This is a genomic window from Paenibacillus lupini (assembly GCF_011761355.1).
In the GTDB taxonomy this organism is placed as follows: domain Bacteria; phylum Bacillota; class Bacilli; order Paenibacillales; family Paenibacillaceae; genus Pristimantibacillus; species Pristimantibacillus lupini.
Window position 1 is genome coordinate 70,698 of the sequence record NZ_JAASRW010000009.1, and the last position, 19,205, is coordinate 89,902.

Genomic DNA, 19,205 nt, shown 5'->3' on the forward strand with positions numbered 1-19,205 from the left:
ACGTTTGTTGACTGCGGTCTCATGTTTTTAGTCTAGAACTAAGCAGGTGATTTTCTATAAAATGACATCAATTAGATAGATAAGCATGTGTAATGAGTCATTTATGGTTGAATGAAAGCGTGTACATGCTGAACGAAAAAAAGTGTAAGGAGTGGCGAACATGGAGATGAAGAGCGGGCGCAAACGCTTGCGAACACGTTGGCGCACACAGGATACCGAACTGACGTTTCTGGCCTTACCAACGACCATCTGGTATATCTTGTTTTGTTTCTTGCCAATGTTCGGCCTTATTCTTGCCTTTAAAGATTTCAAGATCCACGGTGGTTTCCTAAGCAACGTCATCAACAGCGATTGGACCGGCTTCAAAAACTTCGAATTCCTGTTCAAGTCTAACGACGCTTGGGTCGTGATTCGCAATACGCTCGGTTACAATCTGATTTTCATCGTGCTGAGCATTGTGGTCCCCGTCACATTAGCACTGATGATTGGTCAACTGCATAGCGGCAAGGCCGGCAAAATCTATCAAACGTTGATGTTCTTGCCGTATTTCCTCTCATGGGTCGTAGTTTCCGCCATTGTATGGGCGTTTCTAAGCTTTGATAAAGGGATCGCCAATCAATTCCTGGCCGTCCTCGGCAATGACCCGGTGAACTGGTATATGGAGCCGAAATATTGGCCGTACTTCCTGGTCTTCATGAACGTATGGAAGGGACTGGGCTATGGCATGGTAATTTACTTGGCGACCATAACCAGTATCGACAGCACCTACTACGAGGCTGCCGTCATCGACGGCGCGTCCAAGTGGCAGCAAGCGCGATACCTAACGCTGCCTCTTATGAAGCTCGTCATCGTGATGATGTTCATCTTAGCTGTAGGCCGCATCTTCTACACCGATTTCGGCTTGTTCTTCCAAGTACCACGGGATTCCAACTCGTTATTCAATGTAGCGACCACGATTGATGTTCTTGTATATAAGCAGCTAAAGACCGCTACGTTAGGCATGGCATCAGCTTCTGCATTCTTACAATCCGTGATGGGCTGCGTAACCATTCTGATTGCCAACTGGGTCGTTCGTCTCGTAGACCGAGAGAGTGCAATGATGTAAAGGAGGAAGCGGGAAATGTCATCAAAAGGGAATTTTGAGACGGGTCTGGACAAGTTCAACCGGATCCGATCCGGCACGAACGTGGTTTTCCATCTGATTTTTATCGTATTGGCACTGCTTTGCCTTATACCTGTCCTTGTAGTGCTGTCCATATCGCTGACCAGCGAGGATTCTATTCGGGAGAGCGGATATCATCTCTTCCCGACGGTGTTCTCCGGAGATGCTTACTACTATATTGTGCAGCAAGGGGCGATGATCACGAAGGCGCTTGGCATCTCCGTGCTCGTTACCGGCCTCGGTACTGTGCTGGGCGTGATGCTTACAACGTCGATGGGGTACGTCCTTTCCCGGCCGAATTACAAGCTGAAAGGGCTTCTGACCTGGATCGTGTTCATTCCGATGGTGTTCAACGGAGGGTTGGTGTCCAGCTACTATATCAATTCGAATATGCTGGGCTTGAAAGATTCGGTGTGGGCGCTCATTTTGCCGCTGGCCGTCTCCTCCTTTAACGTCATCATTTGTAAAACCTTCTTCCGAAGCACGATTCCAGACGCGCTGATCGAATCCGCCGAGATCGACGGCTCAAGCCAATTGCGCATCTACTTCTCGATCGTACTGCCAATCTCGCTTCCTGTCCTGGCGACCATTGGATTGTTCCTCTGCTTCGCCTATTGGAACGACTGGTTCCAATCCATGCTCTACATCGACAACCAGAGTCTATACTCGCTGCAGGCGCTCTTGAACAGCTTGATGACCAATGTGGATGCCCTGGCGAAAAATGCTTCCAGCATGGGCATTAGTTACGCGGAGCTTGTCGCAACCATGCCCAAGGAATCCGCGCGCATGGCCGTGGCTATTGTCATCGTGGTTCCCGTGGCCGTGGCTTACCCGTTCTTCCAGAAATACTTTATTTCTGGTCTGACGGTAGGCGCCGTGAAAGGTTAAGCCGAAATAAACTCGGATTCGTCCGGTTTATGATATCCACCGCACCATGTAGCCGGTGGGAATGAAGAGGGCTATATCAAAGGGAGGAAATGTAGATGAAAAGGACGAAGAAAAAATGGCTTGCAATGAGCGCCGTAGCGCTCCTGACAACCGCTCTTGCAGGCTGCGGTAACTCGAATTCCAATTCCAATTCCGATTCAAGCACCAACGCGCCTTCGAACACTAACGCCACAGCAAGCACGCAGACGGAAACGAACAAGCCCGTTGATTCGGGCGATGTGCCTACGCTGGTATGGTGGACAATCGGCGGACAGACTCCTGCTAACTTCGACAAAGCAATCGCCGCGATGAACGAATACACGGCGGAGAAGATCGGAGTAAAAGTCGACATTAAGGTAGCAAGCTGGGGTGACTGGGATACGAAGATCAATACCATCGTGAACACCGGCGAACCGTTCGACATCATGTTTACGAACAACTCCAAGTATAGCCAGCAGGTGACCTTGGGTGCGTTTGCCGACCTGACCGACTTGGTGCAAAGCGAATCGCCCGATCTCTACAAGCTTATTCCTCAGAAGGTCTGGGATGGAACGAAGATCGGTGGAAAAATCTACTCCGTGCCGACGTACAAAGACTCGTCTTTAACCCAATACTGGGTATTCGACGATAAGTACGTGCAGAAATACGGCATCGACACGGCTGGCATCAAGACGTTGAAAGACCTCGACAAGCCGTTCCACGATATGAAGGAAGGCGAAGGTAAAAGCTTCTACCCGCTGTCACTCACCCAAGGCGACGGATTTAACGGCTTCTTCAACGGCTACGACGATATGACGCTTGGTCTGCCGCCCATTGGCGTGAAAGTCGACGACGCATCCCGCAAGGTCGTCTCCGTGCTGGAGCAGCCGGACGTCATGGAGGGGCTCAAGCAGCTGCACCAATGGTATCAAGACGGCATCATCAATCCGGACGCACCAACGAAAACGGAAGCGGACAAAGGCCGCCCATTCTTCGCGGCTCAGGCATTCCCGGGTGCAGAAGCGAGCTGGCAGATTACGGAGGGTGTTGAGAAGTACACCATGTTCCAGATCTTTGGCCCGATTTACACGACAAGTACGATCCAAGGCTCCCTGAACGCGATCTCGGCCAACTCGAAATATAAGAATGAGGCACTGAAATATTTGCAGCTGGTCAATACAGATCCGAAGCTGCGTAATATGTTGGCCTTCGGCGAGCTGGGCGTCGACTACGACAACGTGGACGGTGAGAAGGTGATTGAGCGCAAATCGGATACATGGCCGCTTGCCGCTTATACGCAAGGGACGTTCTTCGACCTGGCTGTAACGAAAGGCGCTCCTGTGGATCAATGGGATCAAGTTCGCAAGCTGAACGATCAAGCGACTTCCTCCACGAACTTGGGCTTTGCGCTGGACATCAGCAAGCTGAGCACCGAAGTGGCCAATACGAAAGCGGTATGGGACAAATATCGGTATGAACTGCTGACAGGCGCCTCTGATCCGGAGAGGATGGTACCGAAGATCGTTGCGGAATTGAAGGCCGCTGGCATGGATACGATTATGAAGGCCGCCCAAGAGCAAGTTGATACGTATTTCAAATAAGTTTTGCATGACATCAACATCCAGAAAACCCGAACGGCGATCGCCGTTCGGGTTTTCTGGTACAAAATTATGGATTGCTTTTATGGTTAACAACGTTATATGTTTGAGCAGTGGGGTAGGGCAAAAGCCTATTGCAAAGGAGACGCCGCATGCGTTCATTTATGCAAATTAAGATCTATCGCGGCAAGTTCATTGCATATGCGGTATTTGTAGTCTTCATCGGCCTGGCGCTCGGCGCACTCACCTGCGCGGTACTGCTGGACCAATGGGTGGGAAATTCCAGGAACGAGGCAGCAGGAGCGTTCTCTCGGGTGGAAAACAGCCTCCAGTACGATGCTGACCGCATCGAAGCGTTTATGCAGCGAGTGTATTCCAACAGCGGGCTGGTGTCCGACATTCGCAGTTTTTTGGGCAATAACGCAGAAGGCTATCTGACGAGCAGGCTGCAGGGCAGCCAATATAATCGGCCGCTTGTCTCCTTTCCCGACGATATGAAATCTTTCTTAAGCAACGGGGGTAAGGGAGACATCACGCAAATCAGCCTGCATACCGAACAAGAGGCCAACGTGGTGAGCTTTGACAATAACGGCAATACGAGTTATCTATTCCGTCTGCCAAGCTCCGATGAAACGTTCCGCGAGACGATTCAAAAAGGATTCGTCTATCACAAAAAGCTTTCGGATCCGAACCAGATCTCCCGCCAGCTGGGCGAATTCCGATTTCTGGTCAGCAGTGAGCGGATTTTTAAGACGGGGCAAAATGACCGTCTGGATGAAGCTGCGGCAGTCAGCGATTCCGGAGACGTGTACCTGATCGCCGGTAACGGCCGCAGCTCGGAGAAGCTGATTCGCCGGATCGTGGCGGATGGACGCACGCATGGCTTTCTATCGACGGGGTTTTTGGACCGTGCCTATTTCGTGACGTACCATTCGAGCGAGTTCGATTATCGGTTCGTCAGCACCGTGGATTTGGCCTCGTTAATCCGTCAAAAAGCGAACGTGCTGCTTATCGTGTTTCTCATCGTACTGGCCGCGATGATCTGCGTTCTGCTGCTCATCGTTTACAATCTGCGCGAGGACGCGAACTTCCTGCGGCGGATTATTGTATCCATCGGACGCGTGAAAACGGCAGATTTTACGCCAGTTAACCCTGCCCGCTACCGAAGGAACGAATACGGCATGATCGCCCGGGAATTGGACGATATGATCCGTCAGCTCGACCGGCATATTCGCACTAATTATCTTCTAAAGCTCAAACAGCAAGAGACTGAAATGAAAGCGCTTCAGCACCAGATCAATCCTCACTTTTTGTACAATACGCTTGAGGTAATACGTTCTTCTGCCTTGGTGAACAGCGCCGACCATACATCTGATGCAATCGCCACCCTGGGTGCCCTGTACCGTGATATCGTGAAAAACGAGAATATTATCTCGCTTGGCAGTGAGCTAAACTTGCTTCAAAAATACTTAAAAATTATGGAGTTCAAATATCCGGAGCGATTTTATTATCAGTTTAATGTGGACCCCGCATTAATTCCCTTGCCCACCGTAAAATTCTGGCTGCAGCCGCTGGCGGAAAACTTTTTCATTCACGGCTTTCACCCGGAAAGCGAATTTAACCTGCTCATTGTGACCGGCTGGGAGGAAGAGGCACGCTACGTGCTGGAGATCGTGGACAACGGCAACCGGATTTCCGAAGAGCATTTGGTCGAAATTAGGCAAAAGCTCTCCAGAGGCGACGATGCCCCGGCGGACAGCATTGGTCTGCGTAACGTGTACACCCGGCTGCGCTTTTTCTATGGGAAAGGCTTCTCCATGACGATCGATAATAACGAGGAAGCCGGCGTAAAAATAACCGTAATCCTATCCAAGGAGGCGACTAACGATGTACAAGCTGCTGATCGTGGATGACGAGCCGCAGATTTTGGAAGGAATGAAGCGAACGCTGGACTGGGAGAAATACGGCTTTGGCCACATCGAGACGAGCGAAACGTATGAGGGTGCGATTTCGAAGGCTGTAGAAATTTTACCGGATTTGGCGATCTTCGATGTATGCATCGGCAAGCAGCGGGGTTATGACGCCATCCACAAGCTCAACGAGCTGCGCCTTCCCTCGAAATATATTATTATGAGCGGCTATGGCGAGTTCCAGTATGCGCTGGAGGCGATTCGTTGCGGGGCCAAGGACTACCTGCTCAAACCCGTCGATCGTTCGAAGCTGCAGCAGCTGGTCGAGAAAATTATCGTAGAGGATTTGCACGGTAAGCTGGCAGATTCGGATCACAGTGACCTAGATATAGATCAGGTACTCGGCGTACGTTATGACAGCCTGTCCAAGCTGACCAATCGCATTTTACTGATCGTCAAGGCGGAGTATGCCCAGAACTTGAGCTTGAAATCGGTTGCGGAACGCTTTCGTATGAACGGAACGTACCTCGGGCAGCTATTCCTCAAGGAGACGAAAAAGAAATTCTCGGAATATTTAATGGCTTACCGAATGCTTCGAGCCCAGGAACGCATACAGTCCACGGACGACAAAATTATCAGCATCGCGCTTTCTGTCGGATATCCCAACCTGAACTATTTTTATTCTCATTTCCACGCTTATTTTGGCAAGTCGCCCTCGGATTTGCGGAGAAAGGAATAACGATGACATGCGGGAACATCGGAGTTTGAGACGTCTAATTGCATCCTTCGTCCTCGTCATGATACTGACGCTGCCTTTATCCGGCTGTTTCTCTGCATCCGGCAATAACGAGAATGCCGCGCTGGCGGGCAATACGGTGAATTTGATCTATTACACGATAGGGGATCCAGACAAGGACCTTAAGATGGTTAATGACAAGATCAACGACATTCTGGCCAAAAAAATCGGCGTTACCATCACGTATATCAAAGTCGGCTGGCAAGAGTACGAAGACCGTCTGAATACCCTCGTGTCGGCAGGAACTCCCTTTGACATCGCTTTTGCGCCGGAGTATGCAACCTACGCGCAGCGTGGCGCGTGGCTGAGGCTGAACGACTACCTGTCAAAAGAGGGGAAGGATATGTATGATGCAATCAACCCTATTTTCTGGCAAGGCGTACGGATGGATGACGGCGGTATCTACGGCGTGCCGACCAATAAAGAATTAGCTGTGCGCGACCAGTGGATGTACCCGGATGCGCTAGTGAAGAAGTACCATATTGACATCTCGAAGTACAAAAATTTGGCTTCCCTCGAACCGCTGTTACGGATGATCAAGCAGAAGGAGCCGTCTTATATACCGATGGAGCTCGATAAGGAATCTCAAAACTTCTTCGCCTTGGACGGCTACGAATACGTATCGGAAAAAACGCTTCCGCTAATGCGGAATGTCCTAGATCCCGATTCCCCGGTTGTAAATATCTTCGAAACCGACGAAGCCCGGAAAGTACTTGACCTTCTTAGACACTACTATGTGGAAGGCTATATTAATGAGGACGCAGCTATGCGGGAAACCGAAGGACTGAAGCGGGGCGGTCTGGTATTCTGGAAAGCCGCCGGGGGAGGTCCGCTGGCAGAAAACAGCTGGAGCAAGGATCGCGGTTACAAGCTGGTGGCTTACCCTGTAACCCCTGCGCTCATCACGACGGAATCCATTCGGGGAGGGGTCATGGCCATCAGCGCGGATACGAAGCATCCCGTCGAGTCTATAAAGTTCCTCAATCTGCTGAACACGGATCCCGAGGTGCGCAATCTGTTCAATTTCGGAATCGAGGGTGTGCACTACACCCTGGATAGTAACGGCCAGGTGGTGCCCATTCCGCTCAAGGACAATAACGGCAATCCGATCCCGGACGCGCAGCCAAGCTATGGAGGCGTGCAGTACACCCAGGGCAATTGGTTTATTTTGAAGACCATGGGCGGAGAATACCCGGATCCCTTGGACAAATGGAATCAATTCCGTGCCAGCAACAAGGAGGCGGTTGTATCGAGTACGCTGGGTTTTACCCCGGACTTGTCCCGGATGCCCATTCAGATGCAGAACATCCAGATGGTCTGGGAGAAATACTTTCCCAGCCTGATGACGGGCAGCGTGGATGTAGCTTCGGTGCTGCCGAAGTTTAATCAGGAGCTTCGGCAGGCGGGCATCAACGAGGTGCGTTCGGAGGTGCAAAAGCAGCTTGATGCCTGGAGAGTCGCTCATTCGTCACTTGGAGGAGGAGTACGGGGTTAATTCGTTTCGATGATCTTTCAATTAACGTTATGGATGCCCCAGGTTATAATCCAGTATAAAGAGGGTATTTATGTTAAATACTAACCACCGAATTCTCATTGGAGGTCCTTCTTTATGATCAAAGTGCTAGGTATCATTCTCGCCATTCAAGTCGTCTATGTCTCAGCATATACGTTAAGGATGATATTGACGCTCAAAGGGCAAAAGTATATTGCCGCTGTCATTAGTGTTCTGGAAATTACGATTTACGTTTTGGGACTAAATATGGTACTAAATTACTTGGATCAAATCGTCTATTTGATCGTATATGCGCTCGGATATGCGCTAGGGATTCTTATTGGGTCGTGGATCGAGGAAAAACTCGCACTTGGATACGTCACTTTGAAAGTCATCAGCATTGCACCTAATTCCGGTCTTCCGGTCCTCTTGCGTGAAAAAGGCTTTGGAGTTACCTCCTGGATTGGCACCGGAAAAGATGGGGAAAGACTCGTTATGGAAATTCTATCGAGAAGAAAGTATCAAGACAAAGTCTATAATCTAGTTCTTGAATGCGATCCGAAGGCTTTCGTCATTACGATCGAGCCAAAGAGATTTCACGGTGGATTTTGGACTAAGGTGTTAAAACAATAAAGTCAATATTTGCTGCATGAGCCTATACCATATACTGAAGGCGATGGCCCAAATTCTGGATCATTTTGGGCTATTGCCCAGTTGAAATTGATAAATAAAAGCAAGTGTGTTATATTTGCAACTTAGTTTGTTTAATAAACAAAGAAAGTTTTCGTCTCTCAAAAGCACAAATGGCAGGGGGAGTGTAATGGATTATTTGACGCGGGTATGTTATACAAAAAATTGATTTTTTTGTTTTATTCACAGAAGCATTAAGCGAGTGTAGAAATGTAAGGGCTTTTATTGTGTTTCAAACTAGAGTGGTTTAATGGAAATGAGAAGGTAAATTTACTATTATGGTACAGTTTACATCTTAGAAGGAGTATTCATCATGAGTGATAACACACAAAATATTCAGCAAGAGGAGTATCGCAAGCTCAATCTTGTTGAACGTATTGGCTACGGTTTTGGAGACTTTGCTCAAAATCTTGTTTTTGGTACAGTCGGAGGTTTTCTTGCCCTCTATTTGACGACTGTTAATGCTATTGGCACAGCAACAGCAGGATTTATCTTCCTTTTTGTCCGTATTATCAATGTGATTTGGGATCCAATGGTCGGGACATTTGTCGATAAACGCTCATCAAGAGCAGGCAAATATCGTCCTTGGTTACTTCGTGCAGGTATTCCACTGGTTATCTTGGCTGCGCTGCTGTTTGCGCCTATTCCTGGTGTCCGTGGCTCTGTGCCCTTTATTTTTATCACTTATTTGTTACTTGATTTGGTTTATTCCGTTGTTAATATTCCTTACGGATCGCTAAACGCTTCATTGACCCGTAACCCTGAATCTGTTGACCAAATTACAACGACTCGTATGACGCTTGCAAACATTGCGAATCTTCTTGTTTATACTTTGTTCCCCATGTTTGTTCAAATGGTGGCAACAAAAGACCGTTCACTCAAAGACACCGGTTTCTTCGGACTAAAGCTTAATATGGGGACTTATACGGATCCTTCTGCAGACCATGCTTGGTTTGGCGTCTATGCCATATATATGGTTATTGGTGCCGTTGCGCTTTTCCTTTGCTACAAGCTTACGAAAGAACGCGTTGTCGCTAATGCTGAGCAATCGGCGCAAGTTAAAGTCTCTGATTTCTTTGTTGAATTTAAAAATAATAAGCCATTGGTCATCTTAGGAATCTTCTTCATGTTGGCATTTACCTTTATGTTCTTCATGAATACGGTTAATGGCTTCTTTTATCAATATACCGTCGATCACTCGGACTGGGTGGGTGCTGTGGGGCTGATTGCCTCAATACCGGGTATCGCTTTTACAGTATTCTGGCCAAAACTCAAGAAAACCTTCGGTAAAAAGGGCTTCTTCCATTTCTTCCTCGGTATGTTTGTTGTCGGCGAAATTCTGACTTGGATTTGGAGTCTTGATGGTATGCATGATCAGCTTTGGCTTGCTTATGTTTCAACTTTCATCAAGCAATGGGGATTGACTTCAGCGACTGGTTTCATGTGGGCACTTGTTCCTGAAGTAGTCTCTTACGGCGAACTGAAGTCTGGTAAACGAAATGCTGCTATTATCAACGCTATTATGGGGCTGTTCTTCAAGGTTGGCTTCACGCTTGGTGGTGCCGTTCCACTTTGGTTCCTTGCCGCTTATGGCTTTAATGGAGATGCTGATCACCAAACAGCTAACGCCCTTTCAGGGATTAATATAACGGCTATTTGGATACCCGCTGTTCTAGCTGTTGTTTCTATGATTGTGATGCATATCTATCCACTGTCTGATAAAGACGTTGACAGCATCAATAAGCAACTCGACGCCAAGCGCGCTGAAATGTAGGCAGCAACGAAGCTAATAAAAAGTTCAGTAAAGAGTTTAGAGATGATGTCTCACAGGCATCATCTCTTTTCTTTTTGGTATATCGTTTTTTACAAAGCGCCTGCATCTTTAGCTGTATAGAATGAAGGGAAAATCGGACGATAATTTAATTCATTTCTTATACGGTTCGTATCGAGGATCAGTTCAAAAGGGTTATACTCACTCCGCGAGACTTCTGCCGGATAGTGACCGGAATGCTCATGAAACTGAAACAGCTCGGCAACGGAGATGGGAGCATCATCGGCAACATTATAGACACGGCCATCTACGCCCGGAGTGGAAGCAGCGAGCAGTAAGGCTTGGCTCACATCCGAATGATGCACCATATGGAGTCGTTGGGCCGGATTCCACGTCCTCATGTGAGGGAGAAACTCTGTAATATGGGGATCTCTTTCTCCGTAGACGAATCCGAGACGTATGATTCTCAGTCCCAATCCCTGTTCGGCATGAAGCTGACGCAGAGCGTCCTCAGCAGTGGCTTTGGTTTGAGGGTAAAGAGATCCAGGCTGTAATTCGTCATCTTCACGATGTGGTCTCAATTGACCGCCAGAACCATATACCAGACCGGTGCTGGCGAATACGAACCGAGAAACGCCCGCCTTCATTGTAGCTCTCGCTAAAACAATGGTAGCGTCGATATTCGAGCTTCTTGCGGTTTCCTCATCTACACCACGGAACTGAGCAGCAAGATGTATAACGACATCTATATTTCGAAGTGCTTCTTCAAGTTTTTTGGCTTGCAGCAAATTCCCTTCAACAACCTCGGTACTTTGCAGCAGGGACGACTCTGCCTTCGCAGCATCACGAATTAATACTTTAACTTGATGACCACGTTGCAATAATCGAGGGACCAAGTGACTCCCGACTTTACCTGTAGCCCCGGTGACGAATATATTCATTTCATTTCCTCCTTTGATTTGCAGGTGCTGTACTGCTAGAATAGCGAAATATAAAGTTCATTGCCTTCCTGCGTAAATCATATGATTAGCAGTGTTAGGATAAGGGAGATCCTCTATGAATGAGATCAGTTCGAACCTATCGTTAGGGGAATTTTTACGAGCTCGCCGGCAACGTCTTACTCCCGAGGAAGTGGGACTGCCCTCGTATGGTCGGCGCAGGACACCGGGGCTTAGACGGGAAGAAGTGGCCCAGCTAGCTCATATCGGAACATCATGGTATACCTATTTGGAACAAGGCAAAAGCGTCAATCCATCTGAGGATGTCCTAAATAATATAGCCAGAGCGCTGCAGTTAAATGAAAATGAGCGTGAGCATCTCCATCTTCTAGCGAGACCAATAGCTGAGGAAACGGTAAATAATCAGCAATTAAATGCCAGCTTGGAACAGATGATCGCAGCGCTCGAACCGAATCCTGCATTTATTCTTGATCGATATTGGGATTTGCTGCTGTGGAACAAAGCGGCTGAGTTGGTATTTGAATTACCGGTATTCTCTAAGGAATTACAGAGGCGCCCTAATTGGATGAGGCGCTTTATGATGGAATCCTCGCTTGTAGTGAATAATGTAGACTGGGAAGCCAAAGCACAGGTCATGATTGCCCAGTTTCGTGCGGATTATGCGTACTTCCTTAACGATGTGAGATTTAAGGAGCTAATTGAGGAATTTACGAATATTAGCGATCTGTTCCGCGAGACCTGGCCGCGGCATGATGTTCAGAGTGCAACTGACTGCCATAAACACTGGAAGGACCCTCGTATAGGTGAAATGGAGTTTGAACACGTAACTTTACAGCAACCAAATGACCCCGACCAAAAGATCATGGTCTATATGGCATCCGCGGATACGGCTGCGCGTTTACAAAGATTACTTGGTACCTGAGAGGGAATTGAGATTGAAACCGAGTATAAACAGTAAATATACGATAAGAAGCCCGGCCATGCAGATATGGATACCTGCATGGTCGGGCTTCTTACTGCTTAATTCCTGTTTCGTATTTTTCTCTAATTTTTCATCTACTTGACCATCCCATGCGCAGTGCCGTGACGACGACCTGCGTCCGGTCCTCGCAGCCGAACTTCTGCAGAATCCGGTGGACATGCGACTTCACCGTACCTTCGGTAATAACAAGCTTCTGAGCGATACGGTCGTTGCGCAAGCCGTACGCCATCTCCTGCAAAATCTCCTGCTCGCGCTCCGTCAACGGCTCTAGCAGCGGCTTTGTCTCGGCTTCGGGAATGATGCAACCGGAGGCAACCGCCCGCGAGAGTGCATCGGCCGCCAATACTGTAGCTAGGGTAATAAAATAAAACAAAACCCCTTCCGATGTTTAATCAACTGAGGGGGCGATCTGCCCATTCAGCCCGTTGGGCAAAGGATTTTTGACAGGGAAAATCGACAAAAACACGGTTTTCGACAGTGCTGACAACCGGACTGCCTCCCCTCGTTTCAACATGGAGAATCGGGAAGCCAATCAGGTTCTAGTAGACCTTATAAGTCGAATGGCTGCGGAGAAAAATGCATCACCCGCACAAGTTGCACTGGCATGGGTGCTTGCGCAGAAGCCATGGATAGTCCCGATTCCCGGTACAAGAAAGCTGGAGCGACTGGAAGAGAATATTGGAGCTGCCGAAGTTAAGCTTTCCCCTGAGGAATTAAGTAGTTTAGACAGTGCATTGTCAAAAATCAAAATTTCCGGTGACCGTTATCCAACAGTGATTTCTAACAAATTAGGCAAATAAGAAAAGTAATGAAAAAGCCGTCCTTCAGAGGACGGCTTTAAATATTTGTGTGCTTTTTGACATAAATTTTTATAATACAACAACTATCGACTAAATCATCTGTTTTTTCAGTATAGTAAATCTACTTTAAAAATATGTATACTAGAGGAAACTCAATTATTGCATAAAATATGCCAGTATTATATTAAGCTGCGACGCGCAACAGCATGCAGCAGATCGGGGATAGCAAGGGATGCATGAAAAGGATGGCGTGGCAGCAAAAAAAAGAAATGACACTCATCTGAGTCAACTGGCTTCCGTCGGGCAAATTGCCGCGGGTATCGCTCATGAGGTCAAAAATCCTCTGACAGCCGTTAAAGGCTTTTTGCAGCTTCTAAAAGAAAAAAATGAGCTCAAATACATAGAAATTGCCGAATCGGAGCTCGGCAACGCGATTAATATTTTGCAGAATTTACTTCATGTATCCAAGCCTGATTTAGAGGAAGAGCCTTATGTTTCTATTGATTTGTCAGTAGAGCTGGATGCATTAACTCAGCTGTTTCAGGATCAGATGTACCGGGTTTCCGTTCACAAAACATTGCAGAATCCGGGCAGCTATATTTTTGGGAAAAAGAATCAATTGAAGAAAGTATTTTTTAATTTGCTGAAGAACGCCTTTGAGGCCATTCCTGGAAACGGGTTTATTTATATTGAGCACATGGCAACCGAGAATGAAGTGATGATTTCTATCCAAGATACCGGAGTCGGTATTCCGCAGGAGAAGCTTGGGTTACTAGGCACGCCTTTTTACACGACAAAAGAGAATGGTACCGGGATGGGATTGACCCTCGTATTCTCTGTGATTTATCAGCATAATGGCTCGATTGAAGTGCAAAGCTCGGAGGATGGCGGCACGAAATTCACCATTACTTTTCCTAGGGAAACAAAAAATATTAGATTGAAAGAGGTGGTTTATCTGGAGTTAGAGGCGACAATGAGTATCAAAGAATTTTTTGTTGTGAATCGGAGTAATTTCGAACAACGGTTGTTGTTGGAGGCAGTCAACGTTCGCGATAAAATTGATGAAATTCTTGCCATCGGCAATATTAACTTACTGGATAACGCACACAAGCTGGTACTCTTCATCATCGACGGAAAAGAGCATGAGGCAATCGCCTTTGCCAAACATGAAGGAATCACTTGGGCGAAGCATTCGCTCACCCTCGCATTTAAGCTGGAATGGGTACAAGCGGTAAGGCGTGTCTTGTGGGATTTCCTGTACAATTATGACCGTCTGAACAATCACAACGACAGCAAGGAACATTATTATAGCATGGAGAAGAGCATTAACCAGTTAATGGACCAGTTCCTCAATCAGTTCTTTATCAGCTATTCTTTATTCAAAGACGATCTCATTCGGGCGCAGCGGGAGATGGTTGAGGATCTTTCCGTTCCGATTATTCCATTGACACGGGCGACTTCCATTCTGCCTCTGATTGGTACGATTGATAAGTTCCGGGCCAATACCATTGAGGATAAAGTCATTTCACAAATCGGCAATAATCGGATCGAAACGTTAATCATCGATTTGTCAGGCGTAATGGAAATGAATGACGAGGTTGTAAAACAGTTAATCAGTGTCTTCGATGGGATCAATATGATGGGCTGCCAACCCATTGTTACGGGGCTTAGACCGGAGATCGTGAAAATGATGATTCGGTCGGGTTTATCGTTTGAACAAAAAGCAATAACAAAAGGAACACTTCAGCAAGCGCTAGAGGATCATTTAACAGCGCGGTAACTGTAATTATAGTAAGAGTATTATTCTGATTATTCCATATCTAAACCAAAGGCTGAACCGAGATCATCGGTTCAGCCTTATTTGTTAGCTTTCTGCACGAGAGGCAGGAAAATGTGATCTACAATCTCGATGACCGCCTCATCCGTCAGTGGTGTGTGAGTCGTGAGCACCTCGAGCCGCACCAGGTCAATGGGAAGGGTGACGACGCGTTCGGACAGCTCTCCGAGCTCGACCTCGCCTCGCTTCTCGGCGCTGCGCAAAATGTTCGTCATGGCAATGGAGAGTGGATCCTCTGCTCTTGGCAACAACGTCAGCTTGGCATGAACCTCGTCCCCGTGGAGATCAACCATCAATCCATGAATCGTTTCTGCTCCAATTAGCTGCATCGGCTTAATGATCCGCTCTAGTAAGGTGAGGACGTCTTCTCTTAGACTGCCCGTATCGGGAGCAACAAGAGAAGGCTTAGGCATATGCTTGATTATCGAGGCGATAATCAGCTTTTCCTTGCTTGGCCACCTTCGATAAACGGCAGTCTTATTCGTCTGTGCACGAACGGCAACAGCTTCCATCGTCATCTTTGAATAGCCGATTTCCTGCAGTTCCTCCCACGCAGCCGACAAAATGGCGTTCTCCAGAACATCTCCGCGTCTCCGCGATCCTCCTGCTTGTTGTTTCTCATTATTCGTTTTGCTATCGTGTTGTGATTCCGGCATATCGTGTACCTCTCCCGTTAGTGCCTTAGACTTTCTAAATAGTATATTGCATTTTCGCTAGAATTATAATATTGTATTTCAATAAGGTACGGTACGTACCGTACCCTAAATGACAAAAAGGTGAACAACAATGGCTAAAAGCCAAGCGGAGGCGGTTAAGCCTCCCAAAGAAAAAATCGATCCTGGTATTTTGAAAATTGCACTCATCCTTGTTCTCGGAGCGATTGTTCCCTTGCTCGACTCGACAATGATTAACGTGGCGATTAACACGCTCGCGGTAGACTTACACAGTTCGGTATCGGCAACTCAGTGGGTGATTACGGGTTATGTGCTCACGATGGGGCTGGCGGTTCCGGTATCGGGATGGGCGATTCAGCGGTTTGGCGGGAAGAACGTGTATCTGTTCTCGCTATGGGTGTTTTTCATTTCTTCGCTCTTATGTTCCCTGGCGTGGAACACTGGCAGCTTGATTGGCTTCCGGCTATTACAAGGAGCTGGCGCGGGGCTGTTAGTCCCGACGGTACAGAATGTACTTGTTCAATCGGCGGGAGGACAAGGTCTCGGAAGGCTGATAGCGATTATCAGCATCCCGACGCTTATTGGTCCGATTCTTGGTCCAGTCATCGGCGGATTAATTATGGATAACATGAGCTGGCGCTGGATCTTCTACGTGAACATCCCGATCATGCTGGTTGCGCTTTGGCTGTCTTGGAGGCACTTACCGAAGGGTGAAGCTGCAGCGAATAAGCCGAAATTTGACACGATTGGACTCCTGCTATTATCTCCGGCGTTTGCGAGTCTCATCTACGGTATCTCGCAGATCAGCTCCGCATCGTCAGCAAAAACTCTTGTTCCACTAGCGGCTGGAATAGTCTTAATGGCTGCGTACATCGCGTACGCCTTGCGTTCGAGCAAATCTCCTTTGCTGGATTTACATCTATTCCGGTCTCGACATTTCTTGGCGTCGAACGTGATCTTGTTCTTCACGAGTATGGTGATGAATGGGGCACTTTTGCTACTCCCACTGTATTATGAGCAGGTCCGCGGAGAGAGCGTACTAGCGACGGGGCTTCTCTTGATTCCTCAGGGGGTTGGGATGCTGCTCACGAGGAGTTGGATCGGTGGAATGTCGGATCGGGTCGGTTCCCGAAACATTGTCTTTATTAGCCTGGTGATTACACTGGCGGCATCCATTCCATTTGCCTTCGCGGGTACGGATACAAGCCATATCCTGCTTGGTGCCGCGCAGTTTGTGCGCGGAGCGGCTATGAACGGAATCTTTATTCCGATCATGGTATCTGCGTATGAAGGATTACGGAAGGAACAAATTCCGCATGCAAGTATCTCTACGCGGATCTTCCAGACGATTGGAGGAGCATTTGGCTCGGCCGTCTTGGCGACAGTTATCGGTCATCAACTGAAGCACGGAACGGAAGTAAGTCTTGCTTCGCTTGCTGCTGCCTATCAAGTTGCTTTCTGGTGGTCGGTCGGTTTTGCAGCCGTTTGCTTTCTTCCCATCATGTTCTTATCTAATCGAAGAAAATAGGGAAGAGTGGGAAAGCTAAATAACAAAACAAAGCCACTCCTTCGCTGGAGTGGCTTTGTTTCAAATTTATAATTGTCGTGCCCAGAAACGGCCTTGCGCGATTCCGCTAATAAACGCTTGAATTGTAGAGTTGTTTAAATCGTACACGCCAGCCTCGTCTAATTTTACCCGTGCTTTATCTAAGGCTTGTTGATCGCTAAGAGCCACTGCGAGTGGTTTATAATGCTTAAATGTCGTTTCGATAAATGCTAATGCAGGCACCGGTATGGCGGCTTCGCTGCTAACCAATAGTACCGCATCGAAGAGAGTAGGGTCCACCGTTTCAAAAGTAGCCGTTACTCTCAGCGGGTTTGGCAAGTCATGGAGCTTATCACCAACAATCGTATAATTGACCTTATTTTCCGTTAGAGCGGTCGTCCATTCAGCAAACTGTTCTACATCAGGATCGCCAATCCGAACAATTGCGACCTTCCTTGTATCCGGCATAAGGACAGTATCGGCCATGCTGAGTGCGGGAGATTTTTTGTCTGATTTCACTTCCATGTTCTCCTTGGGAAGAGGAGTTCCGATGTGGTCGGCCACCACTTGCGCCAAGCTGCGATCGATATGATTCAAGAGGGCAATCGCATTTGTTTTAACCAAATCTGATTTGCATTTGCCCAGCTCGAAGCTGAAAGCCTTCTTTACATGCTCTTGTTCGTAAGGAGCTAGACTGTTGTAGAAAAGCTTTGCTTGCGAATAGAAGTCAAGGAAGCTGTCACTCCGACCTCTGATTTTGCGCCCGTCAATCCGCTCTTGATAATGCTCATAACCACCATGTTCAGCGGGGACCGGCGCAGGCTGATTTCCATTCAAACCGTTCCGATGATAGCTTGTTTGTCCCTCATGAATGGTCGTCTGATGCATACCGTCACGTTGATTGTTATGGAACGGGCACACAGGCCGATTGATCGGAATCTGGTGGAAATTAGGGCCGCCTAGTCGCGACAATTGAGTATCGGTATAGGAGAATAACCGCCCTTGCAAGAGGGGATCATTCGAGAAATCAATACCGGGCACGACATGACCAGGGTGAAAGGCTACCTGCTCCGTCTCCGCAAAGAAATTGCTAACATTTTGGTTCAAGGTCATTTTACCGACCCGTTTCACGGGAACTTCCTCTTCCGGCCACAGTTTGGTTGGATCTAAAATATCAAAGTCGAACTTATGCTCATCCTCTTCTGGAATGAGCTGCAGGCCAAGCTCCCACTCGGGATATAGACCTTTCTCAATTGCTTCATATAAATCTTCTCTATGGAAATCTGGATTTTTGCCCGCTATTTGCTGGGCTTCATCCCAAACTAAGGAGTGTATCCCTAAGACGGGCTTCCAGTGAAATTTGACGAAATGGGATCGTCCTGCCGCGTTTATTAAACGGAAGGTATGCACACCAAAGCCTTCCATCATGCGCAAGCTGCGCGGAATAGCGCGATCGCTCATAGCCCACATGACCATGTGGGCAGTCTCCGGATTCTGCCCGACGAAATCCCAGAACGTATCATGGGCGCTGGCACCTTGGGGGATTTCATTATGCGGCTCAGGTTTAACGGCGTGGACAAAATCGGGGAACTTGATGGCATCCTGAATAAAGAAAACAGGCATGTTGTTGCCCACCAAGTCATAGTTACCCTCATCCGTGTAGAACTTAGTTGCAAATCCGCGCACGTCTCGAACGGTATCATTGGATCCCCTTGATCCTTGCACCGTGGAAAAGCGTACGAATACAGGCGTAATTTTGGATGGATCGGTAAGGAAATCCGCCTTGGTGTAGTCTTCTAAGGATTCATAAAGTTGAAAAAATCCATGCGCCCCTACGCCGCGTGCATGAACGATTCGTTCGGGAATGCGCTCATGATCGAAGTGAGTCATCTTCTCGCGAAAATGGAAATCCTCCATAAGAGTGGGTCCGCGTTGTCCCGCCTTCAAAGAAAACTCGTCCTCAGCCATTTTGAGCCCCTGGTTTGTCGTCAAACCATGCTTATCTTCGTTGTTAACCGTGTATCTCTTCAATTGCTCCATCTTCTTATTGTCCATTTGAATCCTCCTAGCGGTATTTATTCA

At 47.8% G+C, this 19,205-nt stretch carries 16 protein-coding genes; 12 read left to right on the forward strand and 4 right to left on the reverse strand.

The genetic code is table 11. The features are described 5' to 3' along the window. Window positions 1-160: 160 nt before the first annotated feature. The 8 genes from FHS17_RS25430 to FHS17_RS25465 all read left to right on the forward strand — a co-directional run bounded on the left by FHS17_RS25430 (window position 161) and on the right by FHS17_RS25465 (window position 10,328). A complete protein-coding gene (locus FHS17_RS25430; RefSeq protein WP_167281309.1) occupies window positions 161-1,105 on the forward strand; it encodes an ABC transporter permease in 945 nt (314 codons plus the stop codon). Between the two features lie 15 nt (window positions 1,106-1,120). Then, window positions 1,121-2,050: a carbohydrate ABC transporter permease gene (locus FHS17_RS25435; protein WP_167281311.1), complete on the forward strand. Its 930-nt coding sequence runs from the start codon at window positions 1,121-1,123 to the stop codon at window positions 2,048-2,050. 95 nt (window positions 2,051-2,145) lie between these two features. Beyond that, a complete protein-coding gene (locus FHS17_RS25440; protein WP_167281314.1) occupies window positions 2,146-3,669 on the forward strand; it encodes an ABC transporter substrate-binding protein in 1,524 nt (507 codons plus the stop codon). Window positions 3,670-3,818: 149 nt separating this feature from the next. Continuing rightward, a complete protein-coding gene (locus FHS17_RS25445; protein WP_167281317.1) occupies window positions 3,819-5,579 on the forward strand; it encodes a sensor histidine kinase in 1,761 nt (586 codons plus the stop codon). After that, on the forward strand, window positions 5,554-6,315 hold the full coding sequence (locus FHS17_RS25450) for a response regulator transcription factor (protein ID WP_167281319.1): 762 nt from the start codon (window positions 5,554-5,556) through the stop codon (window positions 6,313-6,315). The genes FHS17_RS25445 and FHS17_RS25450 overlap by 26 nt, the downstream gene beginning before the upstream one ends. Continuing rightward, entirely contained in the window at window positions 6,278-7,867 is a 1,590-nt protein-coding gene (locus FHS17_RS25455; RefSeq protein ID WP_341805919.1) for an ABC transporter substrate-binding protein, read from the forward strand. Before FHS17_RS25450 ends, FHS17_RS25455 begins: the two co-directional genes overlap by 38 nt. Before the next feature lie 114 nt (window positions 7,868-7,981). Continuing rightward, window positions 7,982-8,497: a DUF2179 domain-containing protein gene (locus tag FHS17_RS25460; RefSeq protein ID WP_167281322.1), complete on the forward strand. Its 516-nt coding sequence runs from the start codon at window positions 7,982-7,984 to the stop codon at window positions 8,495-8,497. A 370-nt stretch (window positions 8,498-8,867) separates the two neighbouring features. After that, window positions 8,868-10,328: an MFS transporter gene (locus FHS17_RS25465; protein ID WP_167281324.1), complete on the forward strand. Its 1,461-nt coding sequence runs from the start codon at window positions 8,868-8,870 to the stop codon at window positions 10,326-10,328. Between the two features lie 89 nt (window positions 10,329-10,417). Here FHS17_RS25465 and FHS17_RS25470 read toward each other — a convergent pair whose 3' ends face one another. Then, window positions 10,418-11,266, reverse strand: a complete 849-nt coding sequence (locus tag FHS17_RS25470) for an NAD-dependent epimerase/dehydratase family protein (protein WP_167281327.1) — start codon at window positions 11,264-11,266, stop codon at window positions 10,418-10,420. Between the two features lie 115 nt (window positions 11,267-11,381). On the opposite strand from FHS17_RS25470, the gene FHS17_RS25475 reads away from it, so the two are divergent. Beyond that, on the forward strand, window positions 11,382-12,206 hold the full coding sequence (locus FHS17_RS25475) for a helix-turn-helix transcriptional regulator (protein WP_167281329.1): 825 nt from the start codon (window positions 11,382-11,384) through the stop codon (window positions 12,204-12,206). Between the two features lie 130 nt (window positions 12,207-12,336). On the opposite strand, the gene FHS17_RS25480 is transcribed toward FHS17_RS25475, so the two are convergent. Further along, entirely contained in the window at window positions 12,337-12,639 is a 303-nt protein-coding gene (locus FHS17_RS25480) for a response regulator transcription factor (RefSeq protein ID WP_415639853.1), read from the reverse strand. A gap of 34 nt (window positions 12,640-12,673) precedes the next feature. On the opposite strand from FHS17_RS25480, the gene FHS17_RS25485 reads away from it, so the two are divergent. Together FHS17_RS25485 and FHS17_RS25490 are read left to right on the forward strand one after the other, a co-directional pair. Then, window positions 12,674-13,066 carry an aldo/keto reductase gene (locus FHS17_RS25485; RefSeq protein WP_167281691.1) on the forward strand — a complete coding sequence of 131 codons (393 nt, stop codon included), beginning with the start codon at window positions 12,674-12,676 and terminating at the stop codon, window positions 13,064-13,066. 232 nt (window positions 13,067-13,298) lie between these two features. Further along, window positions 13,299-14,846 (forward strand): ATP-binding protein, encoded by a 1,548-nt coding sequence (locus tag FHS17_RS25490; RefSeq protein ID WP_167281335.1) that lies wholly within the window; start codon window positions 13,299-13,301, stop codon window positions 14,844-14,846. A 77-nt stretch (window positions 14,847-14,923) separates the two neighbouring features. On the opposite strand, the gene FHS17_RS25495 is transcribed toward FHS17_RS25490, so the two are convergent. Then, window positions 14,924-15,559 carry a TetR/AcrR family transcriptional regulator gene (locus FHS17_RS25495; RefSeq protein ID WP_167281337.1) on the reverse strand — a complete coding sequence of 212 codons (636 nt, stop codon included), beginning with the start codon at window positions 15,557-15,559 and terminating at the stop codon, window positions 14,924-14,926. A gap of 130 nt (window positions 15,560-15,689) precedes the next feature. Between FHS17_RS25495 and FHS17_RS25500 the strand changes: the two genes are divergently transcribed. Then, window positions 15,690-17,105, forward strand: a complete 1,416-nt coding sequence (locus FHS17_RS25500; RefSeq protein WP_167281339.1) for an MDR family MFS transporter — start codon at window positions 15,690-15,692, stop codon at window positions 17,103-17,105. A gap of 66 nt (window positions 17,106-17,171) precedes the next feature. Here the strand turns inward: FHS17_RS25500 and FHS17_RS25505 are convergent, their stop codons facing one another. Then, window positions 17,172-19,178, reverse strand: a complete 2,007-nt coding sequence (locus FHS17_RS25505) for a catalase (protein ID WP_243865541.1) — start codon at window positions 19,176-19,178, stop codon at window positions 17,172-17,174. Window positions 19,179-19,205 lie beyond the last annotated feature (27 nt).

Coding starts and splice junctions, on each gene's coding strand:
- FHS17_RS25440 (WP_167281314.1), top strand. CDS start 2,146: ATGAAAAGGACGAAGAAAAAATGGCTTGCAATGAGCGCCGTAGCGCTC.
- FHS17_RS25435 (WP_167281311.1), top strand. CDS start 1,121: ATGTCATCAAAAGGGAATTTTGAGACGGGTCTGGACAAGTTCAACCGG.
- FHS17_RS25460 (WP_167281322.1), top strand. CDS start 7,982: ATGATCAAAGTGCTAGGTATCATTCTCGCCATTCAAGTCGTCTATGTC.
- FHS17_RS25505 (WP_243865541.1), bottom strand. CDS start 19,178: ATGGACAATAAGAAGATGGAGCAATTGAAGAGATACACGGTTAACAAC.
- FHS17_RS25465 (WP_167281324.1), top strand. CDS start 8,868: ATGAGTGATAACACACAAAATATTCAGCAAGAGGAGTATCGCAAGCTC.
- FHS17_RS25470 (WP_167281327.1), bottom strand. CDS start 11,266: ATGAATATATTCGTCACCGGGGCTACAGGTAAAGTCGGGAGTCACTTG.
- FHS17_RS25430 (WP_167281309.1), top strand. CDS start 161: ATGGAGATGAAGAGCGGGCGCAAACGCTTGCGAACACGTTGGCGCACA.
- FHS17_RS25490 (WP_167281335.1), top strand. CDS start 13,299: ATGCATGAAAAGGATGGCGTGGCAGCAAAAAAAAGAAATGACACTCAT.
- FHS17_RS25445 (WP_167281317.1), top strand. CDS start 3,819: ATGCGTTCATTTATGCAAATTAAGATCTATCGCGGCAAGTTCATTGCA.
- FHS17_RS25475 (WP_167281329.1), top strand. CDS start 11,382: ATGAATGAGATCAGTTCGAACCTATCGTTAGGGGAATTTTTACGAGCT.
- FHS17_RS25495 (WP_167281337.1), bottom strand. CDS start 15,559: ATGCCGGAATCACAACACGATAGCAAAACGAATAATGAGAAACAACAA.
- FHS17_RS25500 (WP_167281339.1), top strand. CDS start 15,690: ATGGCTAAAAGCCAAGCGGAGGCGGTTAAGCCTCCCAAAGAAAAAATC.
- FHS17_RS25450 (WP_167281319.1), top strand. CDS start 5,554: ATGTACAAGCTGCTGATCGTGGATGACGAGCCGCAGATTTTGGAAGGA.